The following is a 21,686-nucleotide window of genomic DNA, read 5'->3' on the forward strand; positions in this document are numbered from 1 at the left end:
AAATATGATAGAAGGAAGAATAGTCAAAGCCATAGCAGGTTTTTATTATATTAAAACTTCAACAGGAATAATCCAAAGTAGAGCTAGAGGAGTCTTTAGAGATGAAAATCTTACTCCTCTAGTTGGAGATGTTGTAAGGATAAAGATAAGTGAAGAAGATAACACAGGATATATAATCGGAATAGATGATAGAAGTACAAAATTGTTAAGACCACCTGTATCAAATATAACTCAGGCGGTAATAGTGATGAGTGTGAAAAATCCAGAGATAAATACATGGCTATTAGATAAATTTATTGTAATGGCTGAATATGAAAATTTAGATATTGTAATATGTCTCAATAAATGTGATTTAGGAGAAAAAAAGTCTAAGAAACTTAAGGAAAGCTATAGCAAAATAGGATATAAAGTCATACTTACAAGTGTAGTAGATGACATGGGTATAGATGATCTAAGAGAAGAATTAAAAGACAATATAACTGTCTTTGCAGGCCCTTCAGGTGTTGGCAAGTCATCTTTATTAAACTCACTATATCCAGGGTTTAAACTTCAAACAGGAGATATAAGTAGTAAGACAAAAAGAGGTAAGCATACAACTCGACACATAGAGCTATTGGAAGTTGAAGAGAGTACATTTGTATTGGACTCTCCAGGGTTTAGCTCCTTAAAATTAGATTTCATAAAAGAACATGAAAGTCTTAGAAGTTATTTTAAAGAAATAGAGAAATATGGAGAAGATTGTAAGTTTTCAAGCTGTCTACATGATAAAGAGCCAGGTTGCAAAATAAAAGAAAATGTAGAAAAAAATATCATAGATAAAGATAGATATAAAAACTATTTGTCAATTTTAGAAGAAATTAAAAATACTAGGAGGTATTAAGATGGCTATGTTAGCACCTTCTCTATTATCTGCAGATTTTTCAAATCTTAGAGAAGAAATAGAGAAAGTAGAAAAAGGCGGAGCAGAATATTTACATTTAGATATAATGGACGGAATATATGTACCAAATATAACATTTGGAGTTCCAGTTGTAAAAAAACTTAGAAAAATAACTGAATTACCATTTGATACACATTTAATGATAGATAAACCAGAAAGATTTATAGAAGATTTTGCACAAGCTGGGGTAGATATACTTACAATACATGCAGAGGCTACAACACATCTTCATAGAACTATACAGGAGATTAAATCATTTGGGATAAAAGCTGGAGTAAGTTTAAATCCATCAACACCTTTAGAACAACTAAAATATGTTATAGATGATATAGATTTGATCCTTATAATGAGTGTGAATCCTGGATTTGGTGGACAATCATTTATACCTGCTATGAAAGAAAAAATTAAAGAGGCAAGAGAGATGATAGACAAGCATAATCCAAACATCATTTTAGAAGTTGATGGAGGAATAAAATTAGATAGTGTCAAAGAGATAAAAGATCTAGGTACAGATTTAATAGTAGTAGGCTCTGATATATTCGGAGCAGATGATGTAGAAAAGAGAACTAGGGAGTTCAAGGCTAAAATCAAATAGAAGAAATATAAGTGTTTTTAGGAGGACAAAGTGAGAAGTTTAGTAATATCTAGTGGAAAAATTGAAGATTTAGAATCATTAAAAAAAATGGTAGTTGAAAGTGATTTTGTTCTCTGTGCTGATGGAGGAATAGACCACATTAGAAAAATAGGAGAAATTCCAGACTTAGCAGTTGGGGACTTTGATTCTATAAGTAAAGAGGGATTGGATTTTATAAACTATAATAATATAGAAGTGAAAAAGTTTCCCAAGATGAAGGATAAAACAGATACTGAATTAGCCATTGATACCTTAGTTGAAAAAGGATTTAAAGATATTACTATAACTGGGGTAACAGGTTCTAGAATGGATCATACAATGTCTAATATACTATTGTTAAAGAGTTTAAAGAGGTTAGGAATAAATTCAAAAGTAGTTGATGATAATAACACAATATATTTTGTTGATGATTTTTTAAAACTACACAGATCTGCTAATTATATATCTGTAATTCCCATAGACAATGAAGGCATAATTGTATCTTTGAAAGGATTTTTATATCCTTTAGATAAAAAATATATCCCCTTAGGTGCAACTATAGGAATTAGTAATGAAATAAAGGATGATTTTGGACTTATACAGATTCATAGGGGACAAGCATTAATATTTAAATCTAAAGATTAATCTGCATTTCCTGTAACTTTAATTTACTATTGGAATAAAATAGTATAAGGGATATAGGAGGTGTGAATAATGAAAAGATATTTTCATTTTCATAGAAATAAAACTAAGAAGATAGTAGGTATTGCTCTAGGAGTAATTGGGATTTTAATAATAGTAAATCTCCTATCTACTAAATTTCTACTACTTCTAATAGGAGTTTTATTACTATTAATGGGCGCATTATTAGTAATAAAATAAGGCTACCATTAAATATTATGGTAGCCTTATTTTTATGAAAAACTTCATATTTTTTCTTATTTAAATTATAATGCTCTCTCAACATATCCAGATCTTAGACATCTAGTACAAACATTAACTCTTTTTACAGAACCATTTACAACTGCTCTTACTTTTCTAATATTTGGAGCCCAACTTCTTGGATTTTTTCTATTTGAGAAGGTAACTTTATTACCGAAAACCTTACCTTTTCCACATACATCACAAACTTTAGCCATAATAAAACACCTCCTTGGTTGCTACAAGTGTCAATTAGTATTTATATTCTCTATAATAACCTAATATATTCTAACACAATAATAAGGGTAAATGCAACTAAAATATGATATAAGTTGAAATTACCTTCTATATAGTTGAACTATTGGTTTTTTTAAGGTAAAATATTAACTATGATAGAATATAATAGGGAGGAGATTGTCTATGCCAGTAAAAAGTCAAACACAACTTGGAAGTATAATAATCGATGATAATGTTATTGCAAAGATAGCTGGGATATCAGCTATGGAGAGCTATGGTATTGTTGGTATGGCTTCTAAAAATGCAACAGATGGTTTGTTTGAATTGTTAAAAACAGACTATTTAGTTAAGGGAATAAAAGTACATTCGAATGACAATATATTGAATATAGATTTACATGTAATATTAGAATATGGTGTGAAGATATCAGTAGTAGCAAATAATATAATTGAAAGAGTAAAATTCAATGTAGAGAAGTTAACAGGGTGTAAAGTTAATCAAATAAATGTGCATGTACAGGGAATAAGGGTAGAGAAGTAATTTAAGGAGGAAGTATACTTGAAAATAGAAAATATTAATTCGGAGTTGCTTAAAAAAGCATTATCAGGCTCGGCATCTCTGTTAGAAAATAATAAAGAGGAGATAAACTCCTTAAATGTATTTCCTGTACCTGATGGAGATACAGGAACAAATATGTCATTGACTATGAAATCAGCTCTAAAAGAGGGGTTAAATGTAGGAGATGATAGTGTATATAAAATAGCGCTTGCAACTAGCAAGGGTTCTTTAATGGGGGCAAGGGGAAACTCTGGAGTAATTCTTTCTCAGCTTTTTAGAGGGTTTTCAAATGCTCTAAAAGGCAAAGATTCAATAGATGTAAGAACTTTTGCAGAATGTTTACAAAGTGCATCTGATACTGCATATAAAGCTGTTATGAAGCCTACTGAAGGAACTATTCTTACTGTGGCTAGAGAATGTGCTGAATTTGGAATATCAATAAGTAGAGAAGAAAAAGATGTATTAAGATTTTTAAAAAGAGTTATAGAGCATGGTAATAAAACACTTAATAGAACTCCAGAAATGCTTCCTGTTCTTAAGCAAGCAGGGGTTGTAGATGCTGGAGGTAAAGGATTTTTATATGTCTTAACAGGTGCGTATAATGCATTATGTGGAATAGAAGAATTTGAGAATATAGAATTAAAAGAGGACAAATTAAAAACTCAAAAATTGGATAGAGAAGAGATAGATGCGGATAATATTTTATATGGTTATTGTACAGAGTTTATGATAGATACAAAAGACGAAGATATAGAAGAGTTTAGGAATAAATTATCTGTATATGGAGATTCACTTATGGTAGTAGGTGGAGAAGGATTGATAAAAGTCCATATACACACAAATAATCCAGGGGTAGTTTTAGAAAACGCTTTGAAAAAGGGAGAACTAAAAGATATAAAGATAGACAATATGAGATATCAACACGAAGAGATTTTACTAAATACTAGTGCTGAACAGACTCAAGATAAAGATATAAATTCTAATGAAGAGAAGAAATATTCTTTTGTTAGTGTATCTATAGGGGAAGGAATAGATGAAGTTTTTAAAGGACTAAATGTGGATTACATAGTAAAGGGTGGCCAAACTATGAATCCAAGCACACAGGACATATTAAATGCTATAGAAAGCACTAAAGGGGAGCATGTAATTATTCTTCCTAATAACAGCAATATAGTATTAGCTGCTAATCAATGTAAAGATTTAACTAGTAGAAATGTCCATGTATTAGCTACAAAGTCTATTTCAGAGGGCATAGCAGCTTTGCTGGCATTTGATGAAAGCAAAGAAATAAATGACAATTTAAAAGACATGGAAGAAAGTATTAAGGATGTACTCACAGGTCAAGTAACTTATGCAGTCAGAGATACTGAATTTAAAGAAAACAAGATAAGTAAAGACGATATAATCGGAATAGCAAATGGTGATATAGTATCAAAAGGAAAAGATATAAATAGCGTTGGTTTTGAATTAATTCAAAAGATGATAAATGATGATATTTCTATTGTTACCATATTTTATGGTGAAGATACTTCTAAAGATAAGGCAAAAGAACTTGCTGAAACTCTTGAAGATAAATATGAAGATATAGATATTGAAATTGTATTTGGAGGACAGCCACTGTATTATTATATTTTTTCCTTGGAATAGACCCTACTTTTGTGTAGGGTTTATTTGTAGATAAAGAGGTGCAGATATGGACAAGCTAATGACTAATATCCAATATATAAAAGGAGTGGGGCCTAAAAGGGCTCAAAAATTGGGAAAACTAAATATAGAAAATATCAATGATTTATTTTATTTCTTCCCAAAGGACTATGAAGATAGATCTCAATTTGTAAACTTAAGTCAAGTTGTTTTTGGAGAAAAAGCAAGCTTAGAAGTTGAAATTGTAGGTATGGCAAAAGTGACAAGGCTTAGGAAAAATATGTCTATATTAAAGATTCCATTTAAAGATGATAATGGCTATGGAAATTTAACATGGTTTAATCAAGAATATTTAAAAAACAAATTTAAGATTGGAGAAAAGTTTAGAGTAAATGGAATAGTCAAAAAAATAGGAATGGAGATACAAGTTCAAAACCCAGTTGTTGAAAAGATAGAGTCAATGAATAAGGTAGGGCGAATTATCCCTCTCTATTCATTGACTAAAGGATTAAGCAATAATGAACTTATAAAGATAGTTGAAAATGCATTAAAGGCAAATATAGACTATCTAAAGGAAAGTTTACCTGATGGTTTAAGAGAAAAATACAAATTATTACACATTAAGAAAGCTATGAAAGGGATACACTTTCCAGGAAGTAATTTTGAATTAGAAGAAGCAAGGAAAAGACTTGTATTTGAGGAACTTTTATTATTACAATTAGGCCTATTTTTAATTAAAAATAGAAATAGTACAGATGATGCAGGAATAGCTTTTCCTAAAGAAATAAGTTTCTATGAATTTATCAATAATTTACCTTTTAAGCTTACAAATGCTCAAACTAGAGTTGTAGAAGAAATAAAAGATGATATGGAGAGCTCAAAGCAGATGAATAGGCTAGTACAGGGTGATGTAGGATCAGGAAAGACAATAGTAGGTGCTATAGCTATGTTTAAGGCTGTTAAATCTGGATTTCAAGCAGCTCTAATGGCTCCTACTGAAATATTAGCTACTCAACATTTTGAGTCTTTAAAAGGATTGTTTGAGTCCTATGACATAAAATGTGAGCTTTTAGTAGGTTCTTTAACTCAGACAAAAAAACAGGAAGTATTGGATAGGTTAAAAAGTGGGGAAGTAGATATAGCTATAGGTACTCATGCAATTATACAAGAAAATGTAGAATTTTATAAATTAGGTTTAGCTATTACAGATGAACAACATAGATTCGGAGTAAAACAAAGAGCAATTTTAAATCAAAAGGGAAATAATCCAGATATTATGGTTATGACAGCTACTCCAATACCTAGAACTTTGGCTTTAATATTGTATGGAGACTTGGATATTTCTATAATTGATGAATTACCGCCAGGTAGAAAGAAAGTGGAAACTTATGCTGTGGATAGATCTATGTTAGATAGGATATATAAATTTATAGAGAAACAAATTTCACAAGGAAGACAAATCTATGTTGTATGTCCTTTGATTGAAAACTCCGAAAAACTTGACTTAAATTCTGTAGAAACACTGTTTCATGAATTTGACAAGAAAATCTTTAAGTTTTTTAATGTAGCTTTATTACATGGTAAGATGAAAGCAAAAGAGAAAGATAAAATCATGGAAGAGTTTAAGGAAGGGGAAATTCAAATTTTAATTTCCACTACAGTGATAGAAGTTGGAGTAAATGTTCCAAATGCAAATACTATGGTTATATATAATGGAGAAAGATTTGGCTTAGCTCAACTTCATCAATTAAGAGGCAGAGTGGGAAGAGGAGAATATCAAAGTTATTGTATAATTATAAATGAAGGCAAAAACAAAATAGCTAGAGAGAGAATGCGTATACTTCAAAGTTCATCCGATGGATTCAAAATATCTGAAAAAGATTTAGATTTAAGAGGACCAGGAGAGTTTTTTGGCACAAAACAACACGGATTACCAGAGCTTAAAATAGCAAACCTTATAAGAGATATGGAAGTTTTAAAGCTTGTACAAAAGGAAGCTTTAGAGATAATAAGAAAAGATCCAGATCTAAATTCAAGGGAGTTTAAAACTCTAAAAGAAAATATACAAAAATTATTTAAGGGTGCTGGAGATGATTTAATTTTCAATTAAAGTTTATAATCCGGGGTATAATATAGACACAATAATTTCAACAAATAAAAAGGAGAATTTATGAGGGTAATATCAGGAATTAGAAAAGGTCATAAATTGAAAGGACCAAAGGGTAAAAATACAAGACCTACTGAAGATAAAGTGAAGGAATCTTTATTTAATATATTAGGACCTATAGAAGAAGATAGTGTAGTACTTGATTTATTTGCAGGATCTGGATCCATTGGAATTGAATTCTTAAGTAGAGGAGCACAACAATCTTATTTTATAGATAAGTCCTATGAAAGTATAAGCATTATAAAAGAGAATTTAAAACACACTAAATTAGAGGAACAGTCCATAGTTATAAAAGGTGATAGCTTAAATAAGTTAGATTATTTTCAAGAACTCAATATAAAATTTAACTATATATACATTGATCCTCCATACAAATCTAAACAAACCCTTCTAAAGGTATTAGAATCTTTAAATAATAAACCTATATTAAAACCTAGGGGACTTATTATAATAGAGCATGATACGGATTTAGATATGATAAATGAAGGTTTTAGATTTAAAGTAATAGATACCAGAAATTATGGTAATAAAATAATAACTTTTTTAAAAGAGGATTTAGGAGGAAACAAAGATGAAAGTAATATATCCAGGTAGCTTTGATCCTGTTACTAATGGACATCTTGATATAATAAAAAGGTGTTCCCATAAATTTGATTGTGTTATAATTGGAGTATTAAATAATAATTCTAAAAAAGGATTATTTTCTATAGAAGAAAGGTTACATCTACTGAGAGAAACTACCAAAGATTTACATAATGTAGAGGTAGATAGCTTTTCTGGTCTATTGACAGAATTTGCAAAAAAAAAGTATTGCAATACTATGATAAGAGGTTTAAGGGCAGTTTCAGATTTTGAGTATGAAATGCAAATGGCCCTAGTTAATAAAAAGATGCATAATGATATAGAGACTCTATTTATGGTTTCTAATAGTCAATATGTTTACTTAAGTTCAAGTATAGTAAAAGAAATAGCCACATTTGGCGGTAATATTTCCTGCTTTGTTCCTAAAATAGTTGAAGAAAATATAATTGAAAAACTTAAAGGAGGACTTTAAAAATGGATGTTTTAAGTTTAATTAATGAAATCGAGGATATAATTGAAGATGCAAATACTGTTCCATTTTCAAAAAAAATTGTCCTAGACTCAGAAGAATTATTAGAAATTATAAAAGAGATTAGGATACAATTACCTGATGAGATAAAACAAGCAACTTGGATAAAAGATGAAAGACAAAGAATACTTGCAGATGCTCAAAAGGATGCAGACAATATAATAAATGAAGCTGAATACAAATTAGAAGAATTAATTGATGAGGAAAAAATAAGCCAAATGGCTAAAAAGAGGGCAGAAGAAATAATAAACAAAGCTCAAGAAAATGCAAAGGAAATAAGATTAGGGGCTATGGAGTATGCGGATAGTTTGCTACTTGAAAGTCAAGAAAAATTAAAAGAAACTATTGGTTTAATAAATGAAAATAGAAAAGAGCTAAGGGGAGTTAATTAACTCCTTTTTTGTTTGAAAATTGGGATAGTATTATAGCAAATATAAATACAAATAGTACTGTTAAAATAGATATTTTAATAGAATAAAACAAGGTTTGTAAAAAAGTATAATTTGATACTAGATTAATTCCTATATTTTCATTAAATACAGGAAATATTCCAGCTTTTTTATATTTTAATATATATATGATATATGTATAAATACTTGCAAGAATTCCATGGAAGAATTTAGCAAATATATATATTTTTGAATTTATATCTGTTTTATTTATAAAACTCAAAGCTTGACTATGTATAGAGAAACCTCCCCAACCGATTATAAAGTTAATAATTATAATCTTTTGGATAAGTTCAATATTTAAATTAGCTATTTTTTGACAACCGATAGTTATTTCGATTATCCCTGCAAAAATCCCTTCTAATATGCTAGGATTTAAATTTAAGTAATTAGATAAATTTAAAATAATAGAAGCCACAAAGCTTGTTGATAGTAAGGTATTAATTATCACCAAATATATTATTACAAATCCACCTATAGTTATAATGGACTCCAAAGAATCTTTTATACTATTAGAAATTGCAATGCCTATATTTGGAGAATCTAATCTTGGGTCATTATTTTTTATATAGCCTCTATCTTTTGACTCTACTTTATAAAATCTAAATATTAAAGCTAAAGTAAATGTTCCTAGATAATGAGGTGCTATCATAAGAAATTTTAGGTCTGGGCTATTTAACATACCTATTAAAACTGAACCTAGTATGAATAGAGGACCTGAAGTAGATGCGAAGGCTATGAGTCTGTCTGCCTCCAACTTACTGATTAGATCTTTACTTCTTAGCCTTGAGGTTAGCTTTGCTCCTACAGGGTAACCAGACATTACGCTCATCATGACTGGAAAAACCCCCTGACCAGAGATGTTTAAAAGTGGAGAAATTACAGGGTTTAAGAATCTTCCCAATATATCCATAAATCCTAATTCGATTAGAAGATTAGATAATACAAAAAATGGAAATAATGAAGGTACTAGTATATTAAACCAGATACTCATTCCTTCCTTTGCGCTCTTTATTCCCAAATCAGGATTTATTAGTATATTCAATATAATTATAGATGTAAGTAATATAAAAATATTTTTTGAAAATAATTTTATTTTTTTTGTTTTCAAGTTCAAAGTAATCCCTCCTATATAATTATACTTTCACAAAAAAAAATTATGAACAAAATATAAAATAGAAGAAATTTTATAAGGCTATAGATACAAGTATCTATAGCCTTATAAAAATAAAGAAAAACTAAAAGGCTTATTCTTATAACTCTTTTAGTCTTTCTTTATATATGGAGTTTTTAAATAGTCCATTTTACTAAGAGTATTATTGTTTTCTAATCCAATAAAAAATATATCTGTAGCTTTTTCCTCGAATTGTATAAACTCATTAATTAATTTAGAATTATATTTTTTATAATCAGTAAATTTATTTACTATAGGAATATTAGAGCTTTTCTTTATATTATTTATAATTTCCAATCCTTTTTTATTGGATGCTAAAATTCTAATATATGCTGGATCATTATTGTATAATCTTTTTATTGTATCTTTGTCTAATTTATTTAATGTGTGAATTAGTATTCTGTTAATTCTAGTTTTAGTATGTCTCTTAGAGGATATGTTTTCTATAATACTGTCTAAATCTCCATTAGTTCTAAATTTTTCTATAATTCTATTTTCTAAACCTGTTTCCATATCAAATATATTTTTTAAATCTTTTTTATCAGTAGTTAATATTAAGTATTTAAGTATATTACTATAATTATTTAATACATTAAAATGCTTATAATTAGATACATAATCTTCTATTAATTTATATGAAGGATAGGGAAGGAGGCTTTTTACAGAAGATACACCATCTATAAGTATTTTTCTCCTTATGGCTGTAGCAGAAGAATACATTTTATCTATATTTTCATCATTATAATCTGAACCTACCCTTTTTATAGTTAAAGGTTTTATGTTTGAATTTAGTTTCTTTAGAGACTTTAAATATTCTATAGATAAGATATTATTCGATTTGTTTAAAATTTCATCTATAGAATATTTTATATCTTTGGGAGTAAAATCCTTAAGAGCTTTATTTCTAGCTCTAGGAAAAGAAAGACCAAGGTTTAAATTTTCTTTTAAGAGGATTTTATAATTTGAAGGTTCCTCTAATAGAATATTACTAATCATTTTCAATATATTTAATTCTCCAGATTCACTTCCAAAAGAAAGGTAATCTACACAGTTTAAGCTGTTTAAAATTTTGACACCACCTAGTGCAAACAATTCAGCACTTTGGGTTGAATATATAAAGGGGAGCTCTATAACTAAATCTACTCCATTTTCAACTGCCATCTTTGCTCTTGTCCATTTATCTAAAAAAGCAGGCTCTCCTCTTTGGACAAAAGAACTACTCATAATTGCTATACTATGACTACAATTAGCTAAAACTTTAGATTTTTCTAAGTGATATTTATGTCCGAAATGAAAGGGATTATATTCTGTGATAAAACCTAGGATTTTCATAATAACCTCCAATGAATATTTTCTTTATTATATCACAAGATAGTAAAGAAAAATAAATAAAACTAGGATTCTAATGATATGCTCCCCTTAAGGTAGACAGATTTAAAAACAAAAATCTGATACTGAAAGGGGAGTATTTTCATGTCAAAAATAAAATATACAGCAGAAGAAAAATTTAATATATTAATGGAATACGAGAATTCATATATTTCAATTGCAGGCTTGTGTAGATTTTATAGGATTAATGAATCTACTTTTTACCATTGGAAGAAATGCTATGAAAAGTATGGATTTCAAGGATTAGAAAAATCAAAAACATGGAAGAAATATTCAAAGGAATTAAAGGAATCAGCCGTTTTAGATTATCTTTCAGGAGAGTATTCATTAGGTAATATCGCTGATAAATATGAAATATCAGATAAGAGTGTTCTTAGAAAGTGGATTAAGAGGTATAATAGTCATAGGGAATTAAAAGATACTGGAAAAGGAATGAGCCAATCTATGACTAAAGGAAGATCTACCACATTAGAAGAAAGAATTGAAATTGTAAAATATTGCATTGGTAACAATAAAAGCTATCAGCTAACTGCTGAAACATTTGATGTTTCCTATCAGCAAGTTTATGGATGGGTTAGAAAATTTGAAGAATACGGAGAAGATGCTCTTGTAGATAAAAGAGGAAGAAACAAAGTAGAATCAGAGCTTACATCGGAAGAAAAAATTAAACTTGCTATGAAAAGAATAGAAAAGGAAAATGAAAGATTAAGGGCGGAGAATGCATTCTTAAAAAAGCTGCAGGAACTAGAAGGGAGGCGGTATTAAGCAGTATTAGACAAGAAAATAAATATCTTGTAATAAAAAAGCTTAATAAAGAAAACAAATACTCTATATCATTACTATGTAAAGTTGCAAATATTGCTCGTTCTTCATATTATAAGTGGCTTAATAGAGATAAAACGGAGTTAGAAAAAGAAAATGAAATGCTGATAAAAGAAATGATAAGTCTTTATGAAGAAGTAAATGGGATCTATGGCTATAGAAGAATTACCATGCATCTTAATCGCAGATTGAATATGAACTACAATCATAAGCGAATATATCGCTTGATGAGGGTGATTGGACTAAAATCTGTAATTCGTAAAAAAAAGAAAAGGTATGTAAAATCAACACCACTATTTGTTGCAGAAAACATCTTGAATCGAGAATTTTCCGCATCAATACCAAATGAGAAATGGGTTACAGATGTAACAGAACTTAAATATGGATATGGTAAGAAAGCATATTTAAGTGCAATATTAGATCTATATGATAACAGCATAGTGGCTTATGTAGTAGGACATAGAAATGATAATCAATTAGTATTTGAAACATTAGATTTGGCTATAAAATCTAATCCAGGTGCCAATCCTATAATTCATAGCGACAGAGGTTATCAATATACATCTTATGGATTTAAGAAAAGGTTGGAATCAACAGGAATGACCCAAAGCATGTCAAGGGTAGGGAGATGCATTGATAATGGACCTATGGAAGCATTTTGGGGAACTTTGAAATGTGAAAAATATTATTTAAATAAATACAAATCATATGAAGAACTAAAAAATGATATAGATAAATATATTTGTTTTTATAATCATAGGAGACTGCAAAAAAGACTAAACAGCCTCAGCCCGATAGAATATCGAGCCTTGGCTGCTTAAGATTGTTTTTATTATTTCCACTGTCTACTTGACAGGGTGCTGTTCATAATACATATTGTGTTGATTTTTAGACAATAATGTAATACTATTGTAATAGTGAAAGAACTTTTAGGAGGAATGAAGATGAAGATATTAGTAATTAACTGTGGTAGTTCTTCATTAAAATATCAGCTTATTGATATGAATGGGGAAGAAGTACTTGCAAAAGGTCTAGTAGAGAGAATAGGTATAGAAGGATCTAGAATTAAACATGACACTACTGGGAAAGATAGAGTAGTAATTGAAGAGCCAATGAAAAATCACAAAAAGGCCTTAGAATTAGTTTTAGGAGCTATTTCAAATAAAGAGTATGGTGCAGTAAAATCTATGGATGAAATTGGAGCAGTTGGACATAGAGTAGTTCATGGTGGAGAATTTTTCTCTGAATCTGCAATAATAGATGAAGATGTAATGAAAGCAATAGAAAATTGTATTGAGTTGGCTCCATTACATAATCCGCCAAATATTATGGGAATAGAAGCATGTAAAGAGTTGATGCCAAATACACCAATGGTTGCAGTATTTGATACAGCTTTCCATCAAACAATACCTGCTGAAAATTATATTTATCCAATACCATATGAGTTTTATGAAGACTATAAAATCAGAAGATATGGTTTCCACGGAACTTCACATAAATATGTATCTATGAGAGCAGCTAAAATGCTTGGAAAAGATATTAAGGATTTAAACATAGTAACTTGCCATCTTGGTAATGGTTCAAGTGTTACGGCTGTTGAAGGTGGTAAATCAGTAGATACAAGTATGGGCTTTACTCCTCTAGAAGGTTTAGCAATGGGAACTAGATCTGGAGATATTGACCCTGCTATTATACCTTTTATAATGGATAAAAAGGATATGGATTTTGCACAAGTAAATACTCTATTAAATAAAGAATCAGGAGTGCTAGGTATTTCTGGAATAAGTAGTGACTTCAGAGATTTAGAGATTGCTTCATCTGAAGGAAATACAAGAGCTCAATTGGCTTTAGATGTATTTTGTAATAGAGTAACTAAATACATAGGAGCATATTCAGCTCAAATGTGTAGAGTAGATGTATTAGTATTTACAGCTGGAATTGGTGAAAATTCATCATTTATTAGAGAAAAAGTAGCAGATGGCTTACAGTGCTTAGGAATTACAATAGATGAAGAGTTAAACGATACTAGAGGAGAAGAAGCTGTTATAAGTAAAGACTTAGCAGGTGTTAAGGTATTAGTAATACCTACTAATGAAGAACTTATGATTGCTCAGGAAACTTTAGAATTAGTTAATAATATATAGTTCTTGACAAATCTACCCTTGCTTTATATAATAATCTTTGTGGTTTAAGAGGTGAAAACATGGATATTAATTTATCAAAAATCTTTTATAAAGATAAAAAAGTGTATTATTTTGAAGGGGAGCTAGACGAGGAATCCCTACATAATATCACTGAAGAATTTAAGATTATAGGCCCTGTTGTTTACAAGGGAGAAATCTATAAAATGCAGGGAGAATATCTAATAAATGTAGATATAAAATATACTTATAGTACACAATGTGATAGATGTTTAAAGTATATTACAAAAAAAGCAAATACTACTTTATCTGGAAAATTAATAGAAGAAGATGTAGATGAACTTACAGAAGATGAAAATTTAATATATTATGAAAATGGGTTTTTGGATTTGAATAATTATATTTCTATGGAAATAATTTCATCTTTACCTATGAAATCATTATGTGATGAAGAATGTAAGGGTATTTGCCAAAGGTGTGGCAAAGATTTAAATGATGGAGAATGTAATTGCGAAGATGAGGATATAGATCCGAGATTTGAAAAGTTAAAGAATTTTTTGTTGAAAGAATAGGAGGTGTTTTAAATGGCAGTACCAAAGCGAAAAACTTCTAAAGCTAGAAGAGATAAGAGAAGAGCTTCTTCTTATCAGCTAAATAAAGCAACTGTTGTAGAGTGTCCACAATGTCACGAGCCAAAACAACCCCATAGAGTTTGTAGATCATGCGGCTATTATAAAAACAGAGAAGTTATAGAAGTTGAATAATTTTTAAAAGATAGTGAGGAAACTCACTATCTTTTTTAATTAAATATTGATTTTTTCCCCTGTCTAATATATATTATGAATCAGTAGTATAATTATAGGAGATGGTTTTAGATGAAAATAATTGTAGATGCTATGGGTGGGGATAACGCACCTGGGGAAATTGTCAAAGGAACTATAGACGCAGTAGATAAATATAATATAAATGCTTTATTAGTAGGAAAGCAAGAGGCTATAGAAGCAGAGTTAGAGAAATATGACTATAAGAAAGACAAAATAGATATCTTAAATGCAGATGATATAATTACAAATGATGATAATCCCACATACAGTATTCGTAGAAAAAAAGATTCATCCATGGTTATGGGACTTCAAGCCTTAAAAGATGGACTAGGAGATGGGTTTATATCTGCAGGAAGTACAGGTGCTTTACTTGCAGGTGGCATATTTATAATAAAAAGAATAGAAAATATAGAAAGGGCAGCCCTAACTATTGCTTATCCAACTTTGGATAGTTTTTCTCTTTTATTAGACGCAGGGGCAAATGTAGATTGTAAACCAGAATATTTAAAACAATTTGCTGTAATGGGGTCTATATATATGGAAAATGTTTTAAATGTTAAAAATCCAAAAGTAGGTTTAGTAAATATAGGTTCAGAGGTAGATAAGGGAAATCAGCTTACAAAAAACACATATAATCTTTTAAAGGATTCAAATATAAACTTTATAGGTAATATAGAAGGTAGGAATATCCCTACAGGAGAAGCTGATGTATTAGTCTGTGATGGATTTGTGGGAAATATAGCGTTAAAATTGACAGAAGGAGTAGCAATATCTATATTTGATCATTTAAAGAAGGCATTTACAAGTGACTTCAGATCAAAGATAGGTGCTTTGCTGTTAAAACCACAACTTAAAAGTTTAAAAGGCAAACTAGACTATAGAGAGTATGGAGGAGCTCCCTTACTTGGAGTTCAAAAACCCATAGTTAAGGCTCATGGAAGTTCTGATGCATATGCAATAGAAAATGGTATTAAACAATTAATTAAATTTATAGATAATGATGTAATAAAAATAATAGAAGATAATTTGGAGGAAAAAAATGATTAGTGAAAAGGTAATGAAAATAATATCAGAGCAATTTAATACAGAAGAAAAAAATATAGATGAAAATACTTCTTTTAGAGATGACTTAAATGCAGATTCTTTAGACTTAGTTGAATTAATAATGGCCCTAGAAGATGAATTTAATTTGGAAATTGAGGATGATGAAGTCGATGCTATAGTAACTGTTGGTGATGCTATAGATTTTATAATGAGAAATGAAGACAAATAGATTGTTTCGGAGGAAATACTATGAGCATTGACGATAAAATGATAGATAGACTGAGATATGTAGAAAAGAATTTAAATTATAATTTTAAAAATATTCAATTACTGCAAACAGCAATGACACATAGTTCTTATGGAAATGAAAATAATTTAAATCATACTGAAAATAATGAAAGACTAGAATTTCTGGGAGACTCAATATTAAACTTAGTAGTAAGTGAATACCTTTATAAGAAATATCCTGACTATCCAGAAGGGGAATTGACAAAAATAAGGGCAAAAGTTGTATGTGAGTACTCCTTATCTTATGGTGCAAAAAAAATTGGTATAGGAAAGTCTCTTTTACTAGGAAAGGGAGAAGAAATAACCGGTGGAAGAGAAAGAGAATCTATACTAGCAGATGCTACGGAAGCTTTGATTGGGGCCTTATATTTAGATAGTGACTTGAAAAATACAAGAAAAATACTATTAAATAAATTCGAAGAATATATTGTAAAAGCCGTAGCAAAAGGAGATTTATTTACAGATTATAAAACTGAACTCCAAGAAAGGCTTCAAAAAAACCCAAATATAAAAGTAGAGTATATAGTTTCAAAAGAAGAAGGACCAGATCATAATAAAATATTTTATATGGACCTTTATGTAGAAGATAAAAAAATATCTACAGGCAAGGGAAGAAACAAAAAAGAAGCTGAGCAAATGGCAGCTAAAAAAGCTTTAAAGGATTTGTTAAAATGATAGAATCAAAGAAACATTATATTATACCAGTATTTGTACCACATTATGGTTGCCCCCATGATTGTATATTTTGCAATCAGAAAAAAATTACAAATACATCTACAAATACAACTCCAGAAGATGTTGAAAAAGAAATAGAAAGATATCTTGGATATTTTAATAAAGATGCATTTATCGAAGTAGCATTTTATGGGGGGAGTTTTACTGCAATTGATATTGACATACAAAAAAAACTTCTAGAAGTTCCCTATAAATATAAAAAAGATGGAATTATCAATAGCATAAGGGTATCAACTAGACCAGATGCAATAGATGATAAAATATTAGATAATCTTAAAAGCTATGGAGTTGATACTATAGAGTTAGGGGTCCAATCTTTAGATGAGAATGTTCTTACTGCAAGCGAGAGGGGACATAGTGCTGAAGATGTGTATAGAGCCTCTAATTTAATCAAAGAAAAAGGTATTAGATTAGGGCTTCAAATGATGATTGGACTTCCAGAAGATAATAAAGAAAGCATTATGTTTACTGCTAAAGAGTTTATAAACTTAAGTCCAGATTGTGTGCGGATTTATCCTACCTTAGTAATAAAAGATACAAATCTAGAAAAACTTTTTAAAAATGGCAGATATAAATCAATGGATTTAGATGAGGCAATCCATATATCAACTTCTATACTTATGTTGTTTTATTTAAATAATATAAATGTAATTAGAGTTGGACTTCAAGTTACAGATAATATTCAATTTGGAAAAGACGTAATTGCTGGGCCTTTTCATCCTGCTTTTAGACAGTTAGTAGAATCAAATATATTTAGAGTTCTATTAGACTATTATTTAAATGAAAAAAATATTAATACCATGGGTAAATCCTTAAGGATAGGTGCTAATAAAAAAAACATTTCTAATGTGGCAGGTCAAAAGTCTATAAATATAAAATATCTAAAATCTAGATATAATTTAACAAAAGTAAATATTTATGAGGAAGATCTAGATGCGAATGAAATTTCTATTAAAATAGAAAATTTTTATGATAAAATAAATATAAAAAAAATAATGGAATTTTATGTAAATAAAAATATCAACTTATAGTATCGAGGTGTTAAACTTGTATTTAAAAAAAATTGAGATTCAAGGATTTAAATCCTTTGCAAACAAAACAGAAATCAAATTTAAAGACGATATAACTGCTATTGTAGGACCTAATGGAAGTGGTAAAAGCAATATCTCAGATGCTATTAGATGGGTATTAGGAGAGCAAAGTATTAAAAATCTTCGTGGAAACAAAATGGAAGATGTTATATTTGCGGGAACAGATAAGAAAAGAGCTTTAGGCTTTGCGGAAGTTTCAATCTACTTTAATAATGAAGACAATACTATACCCATAGATTATAATGAAGTTGTTGTAACAAGAAGAGTTTTTAGATCAGGCGAAAGTGAGTATTACATAAATAAAAATTCATGTAGGTTAAAAGATGTGAAAAATCTTTTTATGGATACTGGTATCGGAAAAGATGGTTACTCTATAATTGGACAAGGTAGGGTTGATGAAATACTTAGTGATAAACCTGAAGATAGAAGAAATATCTTTGAAGAAGCAGCAGAGATTGTAAAATATAAATCTAAAAAAGACGATTCAGTTAAAAAACTAGAGAAAACTAATTTGAATTTAAACAGAATTAAAGATTTGATTTATGAAATATCTTCTCAAGAAGAAAGTCTAAAAAAGAGTTCCGAAAAGGCAAATAAATTTGTTGTTCTCTATGAGGAGTTAAAAAATCTAGAAATAAGCTTACATACTGAAGAAATTTTAGGTTTAAAAGAAAAAATAAAAGAAAACTCGGAATATATTTTAGAGATTGGTAAAGATATAGATGAAATAGAGAAAAGTAAAAGTGATTTTAAAGAAAAACATGAGGATTTAAAAGGGAAAATAGATAATATAGAAGATAAAATTGAGAGTTTAAGAGAAGAGAAGACAAATAAAATTAAAGACTTAGAAAGTACTAAAAATCAAAAAGTTTTACTACAGGAAAAAGATAATTTCTCTAAAAGTAATTTAAATAGATTAAAAGAAGAACAAGAGAAGATTAAAGAAAAAATAGTAATCTTAACTCAAGATATTAAACTTTGTGAAGAAGAAAAATTAAAGACAATAGAAAATTATAATAGTTTAAATAGTAGTTGTGAAGTAGATAAAGATAAATTAAATGATATATACAAAGAAGTTGTAAGTTTAGAAAATGAAATAGATAAAAAAAGAAAGGTATTTGCAGAGATACAAAATAAAATATATGAATACGAGACAAAGCTTGAAAGCCTTAATTCTTTAAATGAAACTTCTCAAATTAAGATATCAAAAATAGACTCACATATAAAAAATAATTTAAGGGTTATAGAAGAAAAAGCCTTTAAATTAGAAGAGATAAATAATGAAAAACAGGACATTGAAAAACAACTACAAGACTATAAGCTTGAAAGAGATAACAATATAAAACTGAAGGAAGAAATAGAGTATAAGTATAAAGAATTAGAAAAAAATAGAAATAATTTGCAAATAGAGTATGAAAGAAATCTGTCTAAATATAAATTATACAAAGATATGGAAGATAGTTATGAAGGTTATTATAAAGGTGTAAGAGCTTTGCTCAAAAAGTTAGATACTTGTGTTGAGTTGAAAAATGGATATATTGGTATAGTTGCAGATTTATTTAGGGTTAAAAAAGAATTTGAGATAGCTATAGATATTTCCTTAGGAGGAAGTTTACAAAATTTCGTAGTTGAAAATGAGATCCATGCAAAAAAGATGATATCCTACCTAAAGGAAAACAAATTAGGAAGAGTGACATTCTTGCCTTTGAATTCTATAAAATCAAATACTCTAAATCTTAAATTAGATAATGAAAAGGGAGTATTAGGTCTTGCCTATGATTTAATAGAATATGACAAAAAGTACTCAAATATATTTGAAAACTTATTAGGAAGAACGATTATAGTAGATAATATAGATAATGCTATTAAGCTTGCGAGGAAATATAATCATAAGTATAAAATAGTAACTTTGGATGGTGAAGTTTTAAATCCTGGAGGTTCTTTGACAGGGGGAACACATAAAAATAATAATTTGAGCATAGTAAGTAGAAAAAATAGAATTGAAGAGTTAGAGTTGAATTTAAAATCTATAAAAGATATTTTAAATAGTTTATATAATAAAAGTAATAAAACAATAGATAAATTAAAGAAGATAGAAATAGATATAGAAATATTAGAAAATAAAATTATAAAAATACAAAATGAGGTAATAGATAAAAGTAATACTATACAATTTTATAAAAATGAAATAGATTTAATTAATAGGGAAATAAACAATATGAATGAGGAAATTGAAATCCTCAAAAAAGATTCAGAATCATTTTTTATGAATAGAGATAAGTATAAATTAGAAAGTGTAGACTTGAATAATAAATTAAATATCTTAGAAAAAGAAATCTTAGAATTAAGAAAATCTATAAAACACAAAAACACATTAAAATTTGAAGGGGAGCAAGAGTTAACCCAAATGAAAATAAAGTTAAATAATATTAAAAATAGGGTTGACAATATTGAGCAAGAATTAAAAAGAAAAATTAAGGAAAGAGAATCTTTAGAATGTAGTTTAGAAGATTTAGCTGAACAAATAAGGACAATAAATTTTAAAATGGATAGTAGTGATGAGAATATTATATCCTTAGATAAAAAAGTGAATCAAATAGAACAAGAAAATATATCTATAAGTAGTGAAATTGAGAGTTCAATCGTAAAAAAAGAGAAGTTAAAATCTGAATTTGAATTAATTCAAAAACATACAGAAGAATTGAATGATAAATTAAATGTTTTAGAGAAAAAAAGAAATAGCATAGATTTAAATTTAGAAAAGTATAATTTTAAAATAGAAAATCACAAACAAAAACTTTATGATGACTATGAAGTAGAATTTAAAGATGATTTAAAACTAAATTATAATAAAATTGATTTTAAAAATGCTAAAAATAGAATTTCAGGTTTAAAATCTGATATTAAATTTTTAGGAAATGTAAATGTTGCTTCTATTGATGAATATAAAGAAGTTAAAGAAAGACTTGAATTCTTAATTAAGCAACAAGAAGATTTAATAGAGGGAAAGAAAGACTTAGAAAGTGTAATCTATGATATGGAAAAAAAGATGAAGAAACAGTTTTTAAAGTCTTTTAAAATTATAAATGAAAACTTTTCTGAAATATTCTCTAAATTATTTAATGGTGGAAAAGCTAGTTTAGAATTAGATGAAGGTAAAAATATCCTGGAATCAGGAATTCAAATAAAAGTTCAACCTCCAGGCAAAAAACTACAAAATTTAAATTTATTGTCTGGTGGAGAAAAATCTTTAACAGCAGTAGCTCTTTTATTTGCTATATTAAAATCTAAACCATCTCCATTTTGTATTTTAGATGAAATAGATGCGGCGCTAGATGAGTCCAATATTAGTAGATATACAGAATTTTTAAAGCAATTCAATAAAGATACTCAATTTATATTAATAACCCATAGAAAGACTACTATGGAAATTGCAAATGTATTATATGGAGTTACTATGGAGCAAGAAGGGATTAGTAAATTAATTTCCATAAAATTAAAAGACAATTTAGATGAATTGGCAAGTTAGGAGTGATAA

Annotated in this window: 22 protein-coding genes; 19 read left to right on the plus strand and 3 right to left on the minus strand. The window is 28.5% G+C overall.

Annotation, left to right across the window (positions count from 1 at the left end; genetic code table 11):
- Positions 1–4: 4 nt before the first annotated feature.
- The 4 genes from rsgA (at position 5) to AC4PG3_RS07030 (ending at position 2,435) form a co-directional block, all read left to right on the plus strand.
- Positions 5–880 carry a ribosome small subunit-dependent GTPase A gene (gene rsgA, locus AC4PG3_RS07015; RefSeq protein WP_492195949.1) on the plus strand — a complete coding sequence of 292 codons (876 nt, stop codon included), beginning with the start codon at positions 5–7 and terminating at the stop codon, positions 878–880.
- 1 nt (position 881) lies between these two features.
- The gene (rpe, locus tag AC4PG3_RS07020; RefSeq protein ID WP_492195950.1) at positions 882–1,535 is read left to right on the plus strand and encodes a ribulose-phosphate 3-epimerase; all 654 of its coding nucleotides are present in this window, start codon (positions 882–884) and stop codon (positions 1,533–1,535) included.
- Positions 1,536–1,565: 30 nt separating this feature from the next.
- Positions 1,566–2,198 (plus strand): thiamine diphosphokinase, encoded by a 633-nt coding sequence (locus AC4PG3_RS07025; RefSeq protein WP_492195951.1) that lies wholly within the window; start codon positions 1,566–1,568, stop codon positions 2,196–2,198.
- Between the two features lie 69 nt (positions 2,199–2,267).
- Positions 2,268–2,435 (plus strand): hypothetical protein, encoded by a 168-nt coding sequence (locus AC4PG3_RS07030; RefSeq protein ID WP_492195952.1) that lies wholly within the window; start codon positions 2,268–2,270, stop codon positions 2,433–2,435.
- Positions 2,436–2,500: 65 nt separating this feature from the next.
- Here the strand turns inward: AC4PG3_RS07030 and rpmB are convergent, their stop codons facing one another.
- Positions 2,501–2,692 (minus strand): 50S ribosomal protein L28, encoded by a 192-nt coding sequence (rpmB, locus tag AC4PG3_RS07035; protein WP_492195953.1) that lies wholly within the window; start codon positions 2,690–2,692, stop codon positions 2,501–2,503.
- 202 nt (positions 2,693–2,894) lie between these two features.
- On the opposite strand from rpmB, the gene AC4PG3_RS07040 reads away from it, so the two are divergent.
- Genes AC4PG3_RS07040 through AC4PG3_RS07065 form a run of 6 tightly spaced genes read left to right on the plus strand, consistent with a single transcriptional unit; the run spans position 2,895 to position 8,583 of the window.
- Positions 2,895–3,251: an Asp23/Gls24 family envelope stress response protein gene (locus AC4PG3_RS07040; protein ID WP_492195954.1), complete on the plus strand. Its 357-nt coding sequence runs from the start codon at positions 2,895–2,897 to the stop codon at positions 3,249–3,251.
- A gap of 18 nt (positions 3,252–3,269) precedes the next feature.
- Positions 3,270–4,916 carry a DAK2 domain-containing protein gene (locus AC4PG3_RS07045; RefSeq protein ID WP_492195955.1) on the plus strand — a complete coding sequence of 549 codons (1,647 nt, stop codon included), beginning with the start codon at positions 3,270–3,272 and terminating at the stop codon, positions 4,914–4,916.
- Between the two features lie 46 nt (positions 4,917–4,962).
- A complete protein-coding gene (gene recG / locus AC4PG3_RS07050) occupies positions 4,963–7,023 on the plus strand; it encodes an ATP-dependent DNA helicase RecG (protein WP_492195956.1) in 2,061 nt (686 codons plus the stop codon).
- A 60-nt stretch (positions 7,024–7,083) separates the two neighbouring features.
- Positions 7,084–7,674: a 16S rRNA (guanine(966)-N(2))-methyltransferase RsmD gene (gene rsmD / locus AC4PG3_RS07055; RefSeq protein ID WP_492195957.1), complete on the plus strand. Its 591-nt coding sequence runs from the start codon at positions 7,084–7,086 to the stop codon at positions 7,672–7,674.
- Complete coding sequence (gene coaD / locus AC4PG3_RS07060; protein ID WP_492195958.1) at positions 7,652–8,134, plus strand: pantetheine-phosphate adenylyltransferase; 483 nt, start codon at positions 7,652–7,654, stop codon at positions 8,132–8,134. The genes rsmD and coaD overlap by 23 nt, the downstream gene beginning before the upstream one ends.
- 2 nt (positions 8,135–8,136) lie before the next feature.
- The gene (locus AC4PG3_RS07065; protein WP_492195959.1) at positions 8,137–8,583 is read left to right on the plus strand and encodes an ATPase; all 447 of its coding nucleotides are present in this window, start codon (positions 8,137–8,139) and stop codon (positions 8,581–8,583) included.
- Here AC4PG3_RS07065 and ylbJ read toward each other — a convergent pair.
- Both ylbJ and AC4PG3_RS07075 read right to left on the minus strand, forming a co-directional pair.
- On the minus strand, positions 8,576–9,757 hold the full coding sequence (gene ylbJ, locus AC4PG3_RS07070; RefSeq protein ID WP_492195960.1) for a sporulation integral membrane protein YlbJ: 1,182 nt from the start codon (positions 9,755–9,757) through the stop codon (positions 8,576–8,578). The two genes, AC4PG3_RS07065 and ylbJ, sit on opposite strands and share 8 nt — an antisense overlap.
- A 147-nt stretch (positions 9,758–9,904) precedes the next feature.
- Complete coding sequence (locus AC4PG3_RS07075) at positions 9,905–11,146, minus strand: nucleotidyltransferase (RefSeq protein WP_492195961.1); 1,242 nt, start codon at positions 11,144–11,146, stop codon at positions 9,905–9,907.
- Between the two features lie 141 nt (positions 11,147–11,287).
- Between AC4PG3_RS07075 and AC4PG3_RS07080 the strand changes: the two genes are divergently transcribed.
- The 9 genes from AC4PG3_RS07080 to smc all read left to right on the plus strand — a co-directional run bounded on the left by AC4PG3_RS07080 (position 11,288) and on the right by smc (position 21,677).
- Positions 11,288–12,846, plus strand: a protein-coding gene (locus AC4PG3_RS07080; protein WP_492195962.1) for an IS3 family transposase whose coding sequence is annotated in 2 segments (ribosomal slippage) — positions 11,288–11,942 and positions 11,942–12,846 — 1,560 coding nt in all. Because the reading frame shifts where the segments join, the coding sequence is not laid out codon by codon here.
- 123 nt (positions 12,847–12,969) lie between these two features.
- Entirely contained in the window at positions 12,970–14,169 is a 1,200-nt protein-coding gene (locus AC4PG3_RS07085) for an acetate/propionate family kinase (protein ID WP_492195963.1), read from the plus strand.
- A gap of 59 nt (positions 14,170–14,228) precedes the next feature.
- Positions 14,229–14,738 (plus strand): YceD family protein, encoded by a 510-nt coding sequence (locus tag AC4PG3_RS07090; protein WP_492195964.1) that lies wholly within the window; start codon positions 14,229–14,231, stop codon positions 14,736–14,738.
- A 12-nt stretch (positions 14,739–14,750) separates the two neighbouring features.
- Positions 14,751–14,930, plus strand: coding sequence for a 50S ribosomal protein L32 (gene rpmF / locus AC4PG3_RS07095; RefSeq protein WP_492195965.1), 180 nt, complete (start codon positions 14,751–14,753; stop codon positions 14,928–14,930).
- A gap of 111 nt (positions 14,931–15,041) precedes the next feature.
- A complete protein-coding gene (gene plsX / locus AC4PG3_RS07100) occupies positions 15,042–16,037 on the plus strand; it encodes a phosphate acyltransferase PlsX (protein WP_492195966.1) in 996 nt (331 codons plus the stop codon).
- A complete protein-coding gene (gene acpP / locus AC4PG3_RS07105) occupies positions 16,030–16,263 on the plus strand; it encodes an acyl carrier protein (protein WP_492195967.1) in 234 nt (77 codons plus the stop codon). The genes plsX and acpP overlap by 8 nt, the downstream gene beginning before the upstream one ends.
- A gap of 20 nt (positions 16,264–16,283) precedes the next feature.
- On the plus strand, positions 16,284–16,997 hold the full coding sequence (gene rnc, locus AC4PG3_RS07110) for a ribonuclease III (RefSeq protein ID WP_492195968.1): 714 nt from the start codon (positions 16,284–16,286) through the stop codon (positions 16,995–16,997).
- Entirely contained in the window at positions 16,994–18,088 is a 1,095-nt protein-coding gene (locus tag AC4PG3_RS07115) for an elongator complex protein 3 (protein WP_492195969.1), read from the plus strand. The genes rnc and AC4PG3_RS07115 overlap by 4 nt, the downstream gene beginning before the upstream one ends.
- Before the next feature lie 16 nt (positions 18,089–18,104).
- Positions 18,105–21,677: a chromosome segregation protein SMC gene (smc, locus tag AC4PG3_RS07120; protein WP_492195970.1), complete on the plus strand. Its 3,573-nt coding sequence runs from the start codon at positions 18,105–18,107 to the stop codon at positions 21,675–21,677.
- The last annotated feature ends 9 nt before the right edge of the window (positions 21,678–21,686 follow it).

This window comes from Tissierella sp. QWL-11 (genome assembly GCF_058683765.1).

Coding starts and splice junctions, on each gene's coding strand:
- AC4PG3_RS07040 (WP_492195954.1), top strand. CDS start 2,895: ATGCCAGTAAAAAGTCAAACACAACTTGGAAGTATAATAATCGATGAT.
- rsmD (WP_492195957.1), top strand. CDS start 7,084: ATGAGGGTAATATCAGGAATTAGAAAAGGTCATAAATTGAAAGGACCA.
- AC4PG3_RS07065 (WP_492195959.1), top strand. CDS start 8,137: ATGGATGTTTTAAGTTTAATTAATGAAATCGAGGATATAATTGAAGAT.
- recG (WP_492195956.1), top strand. CDS start 4,963: ATGGACAAGCTAATGACTAATATCCAATATATAAAAGGAGTGGGGCCT.
- coaD (WP_492195958.1), top strand. CDS start 7,652: ATGAAAGTAATATATCCAGGTAGCTTTGATCCTGTTACTAATGGACAT.
- AC4PG3_RS07030 (WP_492195952.1), top strand. CDS start 2,268: ATGAAAAGATATTTTCATTTTCATAGAAATAAAACTAAGAAGATAGTA.
- rpmF (WP_492195965.1), top strand. CDS start 14,751: ATGGCAGTACCAAAGCGAAAAACTTCTAAAGCTAGAAGAGATAAGAGA.
- AC4PG3_RS07085 (WP_492195963.1), top strand. CDS start 12,970: ATGAAGATATTAGTAATTAACTGTGGTAGTTCTTCATTAAAATATCAG.
- rpe (WP_492195950.1), top strand. CDS start 882: ATGGCTATGTTAGCACCTTCTCTATTATCTGCAGATTTTTCAAATCTT.
- plsX (WP_492195966.1), top strand. CDS start 15,042: ATGAAAATAATTGTAGATGCTATGGGTGGGGATAACGCACCTGGGGAA.
- AC4PG3_RS07115 (WP_492195969.1), top strand. CDS start 16,994: ATGATAGAATCAAAGAAACATTATATTATACCAGTATTTGTACCACAT.
- rnc (WP_492195968.1), top strand. CDS start 16,284: ATGAGCATTGACGATAAAATGATAGATAGACTGAGATATGTAGAAAAG.
- rsgA (WP_492195949.1), top strand. CDS start 5: ATGATAGAAGGAAGAATAGTCAAAGCCATAGCAGGTTTTTATTATATT.
- AC4PG3_RS07075 (WP_492195961.1), bottom strand. CDS start 11,146: ATGAAAATCCTAGGTTTTATCACAGAATATAATCCCTTTCATTTCGGA.
- acpP (WP_492195967.1), top strand. CDS start 16,030: ATGATTAGTGAAAAGGTAATGAAAATAATATCAGAGCAATTTAATACA.
- AC4PG3_RS07090 (WP_492195964.1), top strand. CDS start 14,229: ATGGATATTAATTTATCAAAAATCTTTTATAAAGATAAAAAAGTGTAT.
- rpmB (WP_492195953.1), bottom strand. CDS start 2,692: ATGGCTAAAGTTTGTGATGTATGTGGAAAAGGTAAGGTTTTCGGTAAT.